A 13,386-nucleotide genomic window follows, 5' to 3' on the forward strand; every position below is an offset into this window, starting at 1 on the left:
TTGAAATTATTTTTTTGAAAAATATTATTTTGAAAGCCCCCCCCTTTTTATTTTTTTAAAAAATTTTATCTGGGGACCGGGCAGGGGAGCCTTTTCCAATAGAGCGGGGTCCCAAAAACTTTTTTTGGCCTAAAAATATACAGTAAATGGGAGGTGAAGGCATGTGGCGAAGTCACCAACAAAGGAGACGATCAAGCGGGCAACTGTTGCGGATATGAAAGCACTTGGTATTCATAAACCGCAGTACAATAGGATAATTGACATATACGCGGAACTGGTTTTTCAGTACAACACGCTGACCAAAGAGTTTGAGGAAGGTGGTTACCAATATGAGGTAAGTACCGATCAGGGAGGCGCAAAAAAAAGCCCAATTCTTGCATCTCTTGAAACGTTGCGTAAGGACATTTTGGCATACTCCGACCGCCTCTGTCTGAATCCGAAGTCCCTTGAGACTGTGACGGTTGAAACGAAAGGGAAATCCGCTCTTGCGGCTGCATTAAGTGAGCTTTCATGAACAAATTTAAGAATTATGATTTGGTTATGGAGTATGCCAACAGTATCATTGAGGGTAGAAAGATTGCGGGGAAAGAGATTGTCCAGGGCTGTGAACGATTCATGCGCGATCTGGAAAACCCGGAATACACATTTGACCCTAAAGACGCTGAATTTGTCATTGGGATCATAGAAAAAACGTTCGTTCATGATGTGGGGGAACGATTAGACGGCACTCCATTAAGTGGGGAGCCTTTTTTATTGGAACCGTGGCAAAAGTTTATCATTTACAATCTGCTGGGGTTCTATCATAAGGGCAGCATCCTGCGAAGGTACAAAGAAGCCTTTATTTTCATTCCTCGTAAAAACGGAAAGACGCGGTTTGTGGCTGCATTGTCTTGGGCACTGGCATTACTGAATCGACGTTCCGGTTCAAAGATTTACATTGTCGGCGCTGCGCTTGAGCAGTCGTTACAAAGTTTCAATTTTATCAATTACAACCTAGACAAAATGGGCGAAAAAGAAAATTTCCGCGTTCTGGACAATAACCAAGAGCATAGCATAAGCGGCGATTTAGGCGATGGTACTCTGTACATTAAGGCATTAGCCGCTAACCCGGATAAGCAGGATTCTTTAATCTGTAATATCGCCATTGCTGACGAGCTACACGCTTACACCAAGCCGAAGCAATATAACATCATCAAAGAAGCCATGAAGCCGTATTCCAACAAGTTAATGATTGGTATTACTACTGCGGGCGATAACATGACAACCTTCTGTTATCAGCGGTTGCAGCTTTGCAAAAAAATACTGGATCAAACGGTACAGGATGAAACTTACTTTGTATTTATTGCTAAGGCGGACGAGGACCCGGATACAGGTGAAGTTGATTACACTGACCCGGTGCAACATGAAAAAGCGAATCCGAATTATGGCATAACCATTCGTCCAGATGACATCCTTAATGATGCTCTGCAAGCCCAAAATGATCCACAGCAACGTAAAGACTTCTTTTCCAAGTCATTGAACGTGTACACCGCCGCAATGCGGGCTTACTTCAATTTGGATGAATTTAAAGCGTCTGACCGTAAATATAAATGGACACTTGAGGAATTGGCGAAGCTTCCTATTGACTGGTATGGCGGGGCTGATTTGTCTAAGCTGCATGACCTGACAGCATCGGCACTGTATGGTAGCTATGGGGAAATAGATATTGTGGTCTCACATGCTTGGTTCCCAGTGGTAGCCGCAGCCAAGAAAGCGGAGGAAGACAACATTCCGCTATTTGGCTGGAAGGAAGATGGCTGGCTGGATATGTGCAATAGTCCTGTAGTCAATTACGCAGATATTGTGAACTGGTTTGTCAAAATGAAGAGGATGGGCTTCAAGATCAAACAGGTAGGTTTTGACCGGAAATTCAGTCGAGAGTTTTATTTGAACATGAAGCGGTCTGGTTTTTCCATGATTGACGAGCCTCAATATTTCTGGCGTAAATCTCAAGGGTTTAGACGTATTGAACAAAAAACGAAGGAAGGAAAATTTTATTACCTTCATTCGCAGGCATATGAATATTGTGTGCAGAACGTTAGTGCCATAGAGAAGACGGATGACATGATTCAATACGAAAAGGTGAACCCTCAGCAGCGCATAGATATATTCGATGCGTCTGTTTTTGCATGTGTAAGAAAGCTTGAAAATATGGAAAAGTCCACGAGTGCTTCAAAGTGGCTTAATGGAGGTGGGTGATTTGGGGCTAAGAGACTGGATGCGCAAGAAACGTGACACACGGGCTGCACCGGAAAGTAGTATTGGTTATTTCCTGACACAGGATGCATATGACACGCTTTGTGTACCTGGTTATACAAGGCTTTCCGATAATCCTGAAGTGAAGATGGCTGTTCATAAGATTGCTGACTTGATCAGCAGCATGACAATTCACCTGATGCAGAACACGAGTGATGGGGATATTCGCGTTAAGAATGAGCTTTCTCGCAAGCTGGACGTTAATCCTTACAGCCTCATGACGCGTAAAGCATGGATATACAACATCGTTCAAAACCTACTGCTTTCGGGCGAGGGGAATAGTGTGGTATATCCCAAAATATCAAATGGTTTGATAGCCGATTTAATCCCACTCAAGCCGTCCAGCGTCAGCTTTATGGAGACATTGGACGCATATCAAATTTTATATAAGGGAAAGACCTATCAGCATGATGAGGTACTTCACTTTATCATAAACCCTGATCCTGACCGACCATGGAAAGGGCAGGGGTACCGGGCTGTACTCAAGGATATTATTCATAATCTCAAGCAGGCTACGGCGACCAAGAAGGGGTTTATGTCCGGTAAGTATATGCCCTCACTCATTATTAAGGTTGACGCGAATACGGCGGAACTGAGCAGCGAAGAGGGCCGCGAAAAAGTATTTGATATGTATTTGAAACGATCTGAGGCAGGGCAACCGTGGATCATTCCAGCGGAAATGATTGACGTGGAGCAGGTCAAGCCCCTGAGCCTGAACGATTTGGCAATAAACGATTCGGTACAACTGGATAAACGGACAGTGGCGGGCCTCTTCGGAGTGCCGGCTTTTTTTGTTGGCGTGGGTGACTTCCGGAAGGATGAATATAACAGCTTCATCAATACGACGATTCTGCCGATGGCTACCGGACTTGTCCAAGAATTGACCCGCAAGCTGCTTTACAGCCCGGATTTATATTTCAAGTTTAATCCCCGTAGCCTCTACGCTTATGACCTCAAGGAGCTGGCAGATGTCGGAAGCAATCTTTTTGTTCGCAGCCTCATGCTGGGGAACGAGGTGCGGGATTGGATCGGTTTATCGCCGCTTGAAGGGTTGAACGAACGCATCATCTTAGAAAATTATATCCCTGCTGGCATGATTGGCGATCAGAAAAAATTAAACCAGGGGGGAGGTGAGGAGGATGGATAGGAGTCAGAAGGTTGTACGTAGCCTGCATACAGAGCTGAAAACCCGATCAGAGCAGGATGGACAGGACATGTTCATTGAAGGCTATTTTGCTGTTTTCAACCGTCCAACGGAATTATGGTCCGGGGCATTTGAAGAATTAGCTCCTGAAGCGTTCAGTAACACGCTAGGGAATGACGTACGCGCCTTAATTAACCATGATACAACGCTGGTACTTGGTAGGAATAAATCTGGCACACTGGAGCTTAAAGCCGATTCTCACGGCTTGTGGGGACGTGTGAAGGTGAATCCGAACGATAGTGACGCAGTGAACATGTATGAACGTGTCAAGCGCGGAGACGTGGACCAGTGTTCCTTTGGCTTCAACATTTTGAAAGAGGACACGGATTGGCGAGACGATGGAACTGTTAAATGGACCATTCGAGAAGTTGATCTTCACGAAGTGTCCGTTTGTACCTTTCCTGCTTATGCAGATACGGGCGTTCAAGCACGAAAGTCTGAGGTTGAGCAGCACCGGGAGCGGCAGCTCCAGCAACGAAAACACCAATTGAAAGAGAGGCTGAAAAAATAATGGCACTTAGACAAATTATGCTGGCAAAAAAGATTCAGCAGCGTAAAGCTGCTCTTGAAGAACTACTGGGGCAAGAACGCAGCTTGCAAACGAGATCCGATGAGTTGGAATCTGCAATTGAGGAAGCCACCACAGACGAAGAAATTGCAGCTGTAGAAGAAAGTGTTACGGAGCTGGAGCAGGAGAAAACGGGGGTTGCTGAACAGAAAGGCGTATTGGAAGGCGAGATTGCAGCACTTGAAGGAGAGCTGGAACAACTCAATAGCCAAGCGCCTGATAATACCCCGAACCCTGTACCAGCTCCAGCACCATCCGAAAGAAACCATACACAAACAGGAGGCGAAACAAGAATGAGAGGCAACAAATACGAAACACGGGCGCAAACACTTGAAAGATTGAACCAACCGGAGGTACGTGATTTTTATTCCGCACTGGCTACGGCTGTGAAAGAAAATCGCGCACTCACTGGAGCAGATGCAACGATTCCTACCGTTGTTATTGACATGATCCGCACACGAATTGGCGATTTTAGTCGGTTGTACAAAGAAGTTGAGGTTGTCCCGCTGAATGGTGATGCACGTGTTATTTTGGACGGTGCAATTCCTGAAGCAATTTGGATTGAAATGTGTGATCCGGTTCAAGAGCTGACAGATGCCTTTACACAAACCGAACTGGATGGCTTTAAAGTAGGTGGCTTTATTCCTCTGTGCAACGCCATTTTAGAGGACAGCATGATTGATTTGGCGAATTTTGTCGAACGTCGTTTAGCGATGGCTATCGGTAAAGCTTTGGACAAGGCTATTTTGATCGGTGCAGGCCCGACAGCAAAACAGCCGCTTGGTGTGGTTACAGCTTTGGCATCTGAGGCTGACCGAAACGTTGAGGTTGACGGTTCCATAGAAAGCATCGTTACCAAAATGGCTTTGATTGATGATGGAGAAGATGGCGCACCGATTGAGGAAGTTATTGCCGTTATGCGCCGTTCCACTTATTACAAGCACATTGTGCCGCAAACTCTTGTGAAAACGGCGGACGGTAGAGTGGTTGTCCAAACTGTCACCAATCCAATGTTGCCCGATGGCACACGTATTGTCTGGTCACAATATGCACCTGCTGACACGATCATCCTGGGTGACTTCAAAAAGTACCTTTTGGCGGAACGTGCAGGCGTCAAAATTGAAAGCTCGAAGGAAGTCCGTTTCATTCAGGATCAAACTGTTTTCAAGGGAACGGGGAGATACGATGGTAAACCAGTTTACACAGAGTATTTTGCCGTTATCAAAATTACAGTGGGGGGTGCTCAGGGATGAGCAAGTTTACAGCGGTAGTAACTGAGGATGTGGCAGCAAACCGACTCCTATCTAAAACGGTAGGAGCAGAGGGCATCACGTTGGCGGCAACTACAGCAGGTGGTACGCCTGACTTCCGCTCCACAGGAAAACTGAAAAAGGACGAGGAAATCACCGTGACCATTAACAACAGTCCATCTTGGTTGGTGGAAGCTGGTGAGGATATCACGGCAGGTGCAACGGTGGCAGCCGGGACGGGTGGCGTTGTTGTAGCGTCAGCAACTGGATTCGGATACATCGTTAAGGCGGTTAAGGCTGGCGAATTGGCTTCCGTGGTTCGCTCTACTACCGGAGGCGGCGCAGGGCAACCAGGGCCAAAAGGTGATAAAGGAGAAACAGGCCCAGCGGGACCAACCGGGCCAGCAGGACCAAAGGGCGATAAAGGCGATACTGGGGCAACGGGCGCAGCCGGGGCAAAAGGTGACAAGGGCGACAAGGGAGATAAAGGCGATCCGGGCGAGGTTACAAAGGCCCAGTATGACGCTCTAGCGGCCCGCGTAACAGCTCTAGAAGCCAAGGGCTGATATGGATGCATCTACAATCGTTAACCTTGTAAAAGAACGGCTGGGCATTCGTACAACTGTGCGTGACAGTTATCTGGAGTCTATTGTAAAATCAGTCATTACCGAACTGGAAGATGAAAAAGGGCTTACGCTTGATGCGGAGAACTTCAATCATCTTCTTTTTTGTGCTGATTATGCTACATGGCGGTATCAGTCCCGGGATGAATCCGGGGCTTTGCCGCGTCATCTCCAATTCAGATTACACAATCTAATTCTTCATAACCGGAGGTTACCATGAGCTGGGATTATGAACTTACGCTAATCAGGCCCGGTGAAATTATACAGGACGATATAGGAAATCAGATTCCCGGTGATCCAGTAGAGACGGTCGTATTGTGTAAACTCCAATCTGTGGGACGTACTGAGTTTTACAATGCAGCGGTTGCAGGGCTAAGGCCTGAAATGGTGTTTGTTATTCATGGCTATGAGTACAACTATGAACAGTCTGTCCGTTTTGATGGCGTGCTGTACAGGGTGATTCGTACCTATGCAACCGGATTTGAAGAATTGGAATTGACTTGTGAGAGGGTGGCGGCAGATGGCTAGTGACATTGAGATTGACCAGCTTGTTTCCGAAATCACCCGCGCCGTACAGGAATACACCGATGATGTGGAAAAAGGAATTGACCAGCATTTGGATGAAGTAGCCGAAAAGGTACGACAGGAAGCAGAGACAAGCGCACCTAAGCATACAGGGAAGTACGCCAAGGGCTTCAAAGTATCGGACCAAAGCAAAGGGACACTAAAACGGCTGGTGGTCTGGAACAAAAAGCATTCCCGCCGTGTGCATTTGCTGGAGTTTGGACACGCCAAGCGTGGAGGTGGACGGGTAAGGGCTTATCCTCACTTGCGGCCTGCATATGATCACCATGCGGCACATCTCGCGGATGATATAAAGCGCATCATTCGTAACGGAGGTAGGTAATGGAACAATCAGAGCTGTTTGTGGAACTTAAATCACTAGGAATCCCAGTAACTTATAGTCATTTTACAGTGACGGAAAAAAATCCTGCCCCGGCCCCGCCGTTCATAACATTTCAGTTCGCATACAGTTCTGACATGATAGCGGACAACAAAAACTATTTAGAAATCAGTAATTTCCAAGTGGAGTTGTACACCACTAAAAAGGATTTGGCTACTGAAAAGAAAGTCCAAGATAAGCTGAAGGAATTGGGCTTACCTTATTCAAAGCTGGAAAGCTGGCTGGATGATGAAAAAATGTATCAGATTTTATATGAAATTCAACTTATAGGAGCGTGACGAAATGCCTAAAAACAAAGTTACATTTGGTTTGGACAAGGTGCATATTGCTTTTTACGATGAGGACAGCACAACCCAACCCGCTTGGGGTGCACCAATCCCTATTCCGGGCGCGGTTAGATGGACACCGGAGGCGCAGGGCGAACAATCGGAGTTTTACGCCGATAATACCAAATATTATGTAGCGACTTCGAACAATGGCTATACAGGTGAATTGGAATTAGCATTGGTTCCCGATGAAATTCTGGCCAAAATGCTTGGCTGGGTGATTGATGAAAACGGAATGTTGGTCGAAGTGTCGGACGCAACGCCTAAAAAGTTTGCGCTGCTTGGACAGGTACAGGGCGATCAGAAGAACCGCCGCTTTGTTTATTACGATTGCCAAGCTGACCGCCCAGCTAAGGAACGGCAAACCAAAGGTGAGTCCGTCGAAGTTGCAACAGATGTATTGAACCTGACTGTTTCCCCGATTGAGCTTGGTGGGCGCACAGTAGTAAAAGGTGATCTGGAGCTAAATGAGACCAACACTGCTGCTTATAATGCGTTTTTTGATTCTGTGTATACGCCTAAATTCACAAATGTAACTACAGGGGGAGCAGAAGCATGAGAGATTTAACCATTGGTAGCAAGCAAATTCGAGTCAAGGCGGGTGCCTTGGCTCTTTTATTTTATAAGCAGGAATTTAAGTCGGATTTGCTGGGCGATATGTTGAAAATGGTAGGCGGTAATGTGGGGGGAGGACCAAACGTTGAAATTGATCCAAGCTCTATTGATTTTCTTGCCAACTTGCAAATGGTCTGGGCTATGGCTAAATCAGCCGAATACCCAAAACCATATGACGGCTTTTCGACATGGCTTGCCGCTTTAGATGATGATCTGGATTTTTCGGATACCACATTCTTTGTCGGGGCATTGGAGGAAGCTACGGAAGGCTTTTTTCGTCAGCAGTCCAACGGGATCAAAGGCGGCGTCCCAGCCAACCAATGATTCCCATCTTGAAATGGACCTGTTAGCTATCGGTAAACGGATCGGCCTGAGCTTTGCAGAGATTAATGACCTGAGATGTCAGGACCTTATAGACTTAGCCCGTAGCTTCACAGGTAGCGACAACGAGGAAGAAACCAAAGAGGCGACACAGGCTGATATAGACGCATTCTATGGCAGATAAGAGGGGAGGTGTAGATTTTGGCTGAAACGATCAAGGGTATTAATGTCGTTATTGGGGCAGAGACAAAAGGGCTATCGGCTGCTTTATCAGATGTGAATAAACGTAGCAAGGATTTACAGGGTGAGTTAAAACAGATTGATAAGCTGCTTAAATTCGACCCAGGTAACACGGAATTGCTTGCTCAAAAGCAGAAGATTTTAACGGATGCCATTTCCAATACTTCGGACAAGCTTCAAACCCTAAAGGCAGCGCAGCAGCAAGTAGCTGACCAATTCGCACGGGGCGATATCACAGAAGGTCAGTATCGCGCTTTTCAACGCGAGCTGGTCCAGACCGAACAGGAATTGAAAAGGCTGCAAAACAGCCTGAACAGTTTGAACGTGCCGACCATTAACGTTGTCATTAATGGAGACACCAAGGATTTATACGCATCGTTGGACGGTGTGAACAAGCGTAGCAAGGAGCTACAAACAGAACTGCGACAAGTGGACCAGCTTTTGAAATTTGATCCTGGGAACACCGAACTTTTAGCCCAAAAACAAAAGCTTCTTTCCGATGCCATTTCCAATACATCCGATAAGCTGAACACGCTTCGTAGCGCTCAACAACAGGTCACAGAGCAGTTTCAGCGTGGCGAGATATCGGAAGAACAGTATCGAGCTTTTCAACGTGAACTGGTTCGCACAGAACAGGAACTTCAACGGTTTGAAAACGGCTTACGTGAAGCCCGTGGAGAACTGGACGATTTAAGCGATGAAGCAGGCGATGCAGGAAACAAGATAGGGGAAGTCGGGGAAAAGTTTAAGGCGGCAGGCGATAAAATTAAAGGTGTCGGCGTAGGACTTACGGCGGGTGTTACTGCGCCACTTGTGGCTATCGGTGCGGTAGCTGGGAAAACGGCGATGGATCTAGACGCAGCAGCGGGGAAAATGGAAGCCTCCTTGGGAATCACGGCAGAGGAAGCGGAAAAGCTGGCTGTCGCAGCTCAGGGTATCTGGAAGAACGGATTCGGGGAAAGCCTTGGTGAAGTTAATCAAGCTCTTATTACCACTAAAACAAATATCCGGGGTTTGGACGATTCAACACTGACCGACTTAACCCAAAAAGCAATGATCCTTAAAGAAACATTTGATGCAGAAGTGAATGAAACAACCCGTACCGCTTCCGTACTGATGAAAAACTTCAAAATTTCTGGATCGGATGCTATGGACCTTATCACCGTAGGTTTTCAGCGTGGGGGTAACTTCTCAGATGAATTGCTGGATACCTTACGGGAATATTCGCCACAGTTCAAAGGCTTAGGCTACAGTGCCGAACAGTTCACAGCTATCCTGATTGCAGGCGCTGAAAAAGGCGCGTTTAATCTGGACAAAATTGGGGACAGCGCTAAAGAAGCGTTCCTGAGAGTAGGAGACGGAAGTAAAAGCTCACGTGATGCCCTAACCTCTTTAGGATTGGATTTTAAGAAGGTAGAGAATGACATAAACGCTGGTGGGCAAGGTGCGCAGAGGGCTTTTGGTGCGGTTGTCACAGCCATTGCGGGCGTGAAGGACCCAGCCAAACAAGCACAAACAGCGGTAGCCCTCATGGGTACACCGTTGGAGGACTTGGGGCCTCAGTTCCGTGATTTTTTTGCTACGGTTAATACTGACCTGGGGAATTTTAAAGGATCAACGGATAAAGCAGGCGCTGCGCTTAAAGATAACTTGGGTGACCGCTTCACGATCTTAATTCGGAACTTACAAAGCAGTTTGACCCCACTGGGCGAAACACTGGTAAGCCTAGCTGAAAAAGCTCTGCCGCCGATCACACAGGCCGTGGATACCCTTGCGACTGCGTTTTCGTCTATGTCTCCATCCACTCAAATGGTTATTCTTGCTATAGCGGGTATTTTAGCAGCCATTGGCCCGTTGGTTGTAATCTTCGGCACCATTATATCTTCTATAGGTACGATTATCACAGCCTTTAGCGCGGTATCTGGAGCCTTTGCCGCTTTTGGTCCGGTTGTTGCTGCACTGACCGGACCGATAGGCATAGTAATAGCGGCAATAACCGCTTTAGTAGCGGGACTGACCTATCTATACAATAACAATGAAACAGTGCGTAATGGGCTTAATGCCGCTTGGGAGGCTATCAAGGCGGCGGCTATGGCCATCTTTGGAGCGATTAAAGACTTTTGGGACCAATGGGGCGGGCAAATCACTGAACTGTTTCAAAGTATGTGGGAGCTGGTCAAGTCTGTATTTGACACCGTTATTAACGCTATTGCTGATGTAGTCAAGTCTGTGTTTGATAGTATTAAAGCTTTTTGGGATAAGTGGGGCAAAGATATTACCACATTCTTCAAAGCGTATCTGGAAGGTTTAAAGCTTCTCTATGGCACTATTTTTTCAGCGATCTTTGAAGCCATTAAATTTATATTCAATGAGATTAAAGCCTTTTGGGATAAATGGGGCAGCACCATCGTTGAAGCCTTTAAAGGGATTTTCACAATCCTGAATACCATCTTTGGTGCAACCTTCACGGCTATTTTTGTAGTGATAAAAACCATCTTTACACAAATTAAAGCTTTTTGGGATACATGGGGAGCCACGATTACAACGCTATTCAAAACCGTTTTCGCAGTGGTCAAAACGGTCTTTGAGGGTGCTTGGAATACGATTAAGATCGTGGTGGAAACTGTCATCGGGGTTATCTCTGGCATTATCAAAACATGGCTGGCTGTTTTTAAAGGTGACTGGGCCGGAGCATGGGAAAATGCAAAGTCAGTTGTTACGACAATCTGGAACGGCATCAAAGCTTTGTTCAAAAATTCATTCCAGACGATGGTTAAAATAGGTAAGGATATTATCCAGGGTTTAATCAACGGTATTGCAAATATGAAAGATGCTGTTATGAAGAAGACCAAGGAAATATCTGAGGGCATGGCTGAGCAAATAAAAAGATTTTTCGGTATTCATTCACCATCCCGATTAACTACAGAATACGGTGAATACATCTCGCAGGGTTTAGCGAACGGGATTGATAATAAATCTAAGGCGGCTGAAAAATCCGCCAAAAATACAGCGAAAAAGGTGAATGACGCTTTTAAAGAGTCGTTTGCCAGCGCACAGCATAAATACAAAGTCGGTACGCTGGACACGTCACAGTACATCGCTGCTCTGCAAGGTGTGCAAGGGCAATATGCTAAAACCTCAGCGCAATACCGCAAAGTAACAGAAGAAATATCCAAGGTAAACAAGACTTTAACCAAGGAACAGGAACAGGCGCTAAAACAGTCTTTTGACAACTCTAAAGCGTGGATAGATAAGCAGACTCAAGCGAATCAGCTTTCGTTGACTCAGCAGCTTGTAGCCTGGGAAAAGGTACAGGCACGGTATAAAGCTGGATCAGAGCAACGAAAGGCGGCAGAGGAAGCAGCAGGAAAGGTGAGGCTGGAGATTTATAACCAGTTGAACCAAGCTGGAGATGACTTTTTAGCCAAGACTAAGGCTATCAATGAAAATGTGGCGGCTGAAGAATTACGGCTTAACCAGGTATATGAGCAGGCCGTAGAGCAGCGGGCGAAATCTATTAATGATTTTGCTGGCTTATTTGATGCTGTCGTCATGAAGTCAGAGACAACCGGACAACAGCTCTTGGACAATCTGCGCGGGCAGGTGGACTACCTTGCGACATGGGCGTCCAGCATTGAAACGCTGGCGGCACGGGGGATTGATAAAGGTTTGCTGGAGGAATTGCGGCAGATGGGTCCGAAGGCTGCGCCTGAGCTGGCAGCGCTGAATCAATTGACTGATTCGCAACTTGCAGAGTATTCGGAGCTTTGGCGTACCAAGTCCGCAGAATCACGGGCTATTGCGGTGCAGGAGTTACAGGGGATGCGGCAAGACACTGACCTACAGATTCAGCAGCTTCGCGCCAAGGCCAACACCGAAATGGACGGTCTGAAAAAGGACTTTGAAGCAAAGGTAAAAGCCATCCGGTCCGGTACCGTTGGTCAGTTTAATGCTATGAAAGCGGATCTGCCAACCATCGGCAAACAGGCCATGCAAGGGTTGTTGAATGGTTTATCTTCTATGCAAGGGGCTGTAACAGCTAAAGCGCGAGAGATTGCCAATTCCGTTCGTACTACCATGCAAAAAGCGTTGGATATCCACTCACCGAGCCGGGAAATGGCTTGGATTGGTGAAATGGCTGGTCAGGGGCTTGTGCAAGGTATGGCAGGCATGATGTCCAGTGTTAGGCAGCAGGCGCATGAAATGGCTGTAGCTGTTCAGCCTTCTGTGTCACCAACACCAGGTGATACCTCAGCAAGCGGGACAACCACCATTAACATGGAAGGTTTGTTTGCTGGAGCAGTGTTCAACGTCAGACAGGACGAAGACATTAAATCGCTGGCTAAAGAGATGGCGTATGAATTATTTGCGCTTACTCAGGGAGCCGCACGCGGGGCAGGTGGAGCACGTTGATTGATGAAATGATATGGCTTGGTGGGAAGTCCAATGCTGAATTGGGCTTTTTTGTGCTGGGTACGTCCAAACGTCCGGGGTTGCCGAACACGGTAGACCGGACGTTATCCATTCCAGGGCGTAACGGGTTGTGGAATTATGGAGCCGATCATGAGGCAAGAAATTTCACTTATGAGTGTGCTTTTATCACAAAAGATTATATGGAGCTGCAGCAGCGTGTCATGACCTTAGCTGCACATTTGGTGGACAGTTATGGCAAGCCTCGTGAACTGGAGCTACGACAGCGGGAGCGTCCAGGGCAGGCTTTCGTAGTGCAATATGCGGGTAGCTTCGACGTAGAAAGAATTATGGGCGTAGGAAAATTTTCCTTGCCTTTGGTGGCCTTTGATCCGTTTGCCTCTGGGCAGGAGCGTATCTATGAAACCATAATCACAAAATCACCTGAGAATGTGCAGATATACTCAGGCGGTAATATCCGTGCTTATCCATATATCGTACTTACTAACATTGGCACCACGACATTGCGTAGCTTCAGAATTGCTAATGAATATCAAGTAGAATAGGAGG

Annotated in this window: 15 protein-coding genes; all 15 read left to right on the forward strand. The window is 46.7% G+C overall.

Annotation, left to right across the window (positions count from 1 at the left end):
• Nucleotides 1-163 precede the first annotated feature (163 nt).
• From MHB46_RS17865 to MHB46_RS17935, 15 genes are read left to right on the forward strand one after another with little or no spacing between them, the layout of a single operon-like run.
• A complete protein-coding gene (locus MHB46_RS17865; protein WP_069291499.1) occupies nt 164-514 on the forward strand; it encodes a P27 family phage terminase small subunit in 351 nt (116 codons plus the stop codon).
• Nucleotides 511-2,238 carry a terminase large subunit gene (locus tag MHB46_RS17870; protein ID WP_341163001.1) on the forward strand — a complete coding sequence of 576 codons (1,728 nt, stop codon included), beginning with the start codon at nt 511-513 and terminating at the stop codon, nt 2,236-2,238. Before MHB46_RS17865 ends, MHB46_RS17870 begins: the two co-directional genes overlap by 4 nt.
• A 1-nt stretch (nt 2,239) precedes the next feature.
• Complete coding sequence (locus MHB46_RS17875) at nt 2,240-3,442, forward strand: phage portal protein (protein WP_445667595.1); 1,203 nt, start codon at nt 2,240-2,242, stop codon at nt 3,440-3,442.
• The gene (locus MHB46_RS17880; RefSeq protein ID WP_341163002.1) at nt 3,435-4,010 is read left to right on the forward strand and encodes an HK97 family phage prohead protease; all 576 of its coding nucleotides are present in this window, start codon (nt 3,435-3,437) and stop codon (nt 4,008-4,010) included. The genes MHB46_RS17875 and MHB46_RS17880 overlap by 8 nt, the downstream gene beginning before the upstream one ends.
• On the forward strand, nt 4,010-5,320 hold the full coding sequence (locus MHB46_RS17885; protein WP_341163003.1) for a phage major capsid protein: 1,311 nt from the start codon (nt 4,010-4,012) through the stop codon (nt 5,318-5,320). The genes MHB46_RS17880 and MHB46_RS17885 overlap by 1 nt, the downstream gene beginning before the upstream one ends.
• Nucleotides 5,317-5,883 (forward strand): head fiber protein, encoded by a 567-nt coding sequence (locus MHB46_RS17890; protein ID WP_341163004.1) that lies wholly within the window; start codon nt 5,317-5,319, stop codon nt 5,881-5,883. Before MHB46_RS17885 ends, MHB46_RS17890 begins: the two co-directional genes overlap by 4 nt.
• 1 nt (nt 5,884) lies before the next feature.
• Nucleotides 5,885-6,160, forward strand: coding sequence for a hypothetical protein (locus tag MHB46_RS17895; RefSeq protein WP_341163005.1), 276 nt, complete (start codon nt 5,885-5,887; stop codon nt 6,158-6,160).
• Nucleotides 6,157-6,468, forward strand: coding sequence for a phage head closure protein (locus tag MHB46_RS17900; RefSeq protein ID WP_069291506.1), 312 nt, complete (start codon nt 6,157-6,159; stop codon nt 6,466-6,468). Before MHB46_RS17895 ends, MHB46_RS17900 begins: the two co-directional genes overlap by 4 nt.
• Nucleotides 6,461-6,847: an HK97 gp10 family phage protein gene (locus MHB46_RS17905; RefSeq protein ID WP_341163006.1), complete on the forward strand. Its 387-nt coding sequence runs from the start codon at nt 6,461-6,463 to the stop codon at nt 6,845-6,847. The genes MHB46_RS17900 and MHB46_RS17905 overlap by 8 nt, the downstream gene beginning before the upstream one ends.
• Nucleotides 6,847-7,182 carry a hypothetical protein gene (locus MHB46_RS17910; RefSeq protein WP_330721602.1) on the forward strand — a complete coding sequence of 112 codons (336 nt, stop codon included), beginning with the start codon at nt 6,847-6,849 and terminating at the stop codon, nt 7,180-7,182. Before MHB46_RS17905 ends, MHB46_RS17910 begins: the two co-directional genes overlap by 1 nt.
• Before the next feature lie 4 nt (nt 7,183-7,186).
• The gene (locus MHB46_RS17915) at nt 7,187-7,789 is read left to right on the forward strand and encodes a major tail protein (RefSeq protein ID WP_341163007.1); all 603 of its coding nucleotides are present in this window, start codon (nt 7,187-7,189) and stop codon (nt 7,787-7,789) included.
• A complete protein-coding gene (locus tag MHB46_RS17920) occupies nt 7,786-8,169 on the forward strand; it encodes a hypothetical protein (protein WP_113050419.1) in 384 nt (127 codons plus the stop codon). Before MHB46_RS17915 ends, MHB46_RS17920 begins: the two co-directional genes overlap by 4 nt.
• 13 nt (nt 8,170-8,182) lie before the next feature.
• Nucleotides 8,183-8,350, forward strand: coding sequence for a hypothetical protein (locus MHB46_RS17925; RefSeq protein WP_330721600.1), 168 nt, complete (start codon nt 8,183-8,185; stop codon nt 8,348-8,350).
• A gap of 17 nt (nt 8,351-8,367) precedes the next feature.
• Nucleotides 8,368-12,819: a phage tail tape measure protein gene (locus MHB46_RS17930; RefSeq protein WP_341163008.1), complete on the forward strand. Its 4,452-nt coding sequence runs from the start codon at nt 8,368-8,370 to the stop codon at nt 12,817-12,819.
• Complete coding sequence (locus MHB46_RS17935) at nt 12,816-13,382, forward strand: phage tail domain-containing protein (protein ID WP_341163009.1); 567 nt, start codon at nt 12,816-12,818, stop codon at nt 13,380-13,382. The genes MHB46_RS17930 and MHB46_RS17935 overlap by 4 nt, the downstream gene beginning before the upstream one ends.
• The last annotated feature ends 4 nt before the right edge of the window (nt 13,383-13,386 follow it).

It is taken from the genome of Paenibacillus sp. FSL H7-0703 (genome assembly GCF_038003485.1).
Lineage (GTDB): Bacteria > Bacillota > Bacilli > Paenibacillales > Paenibacillaceae > Paenibacillus > Paenibacillus polymyxa_B.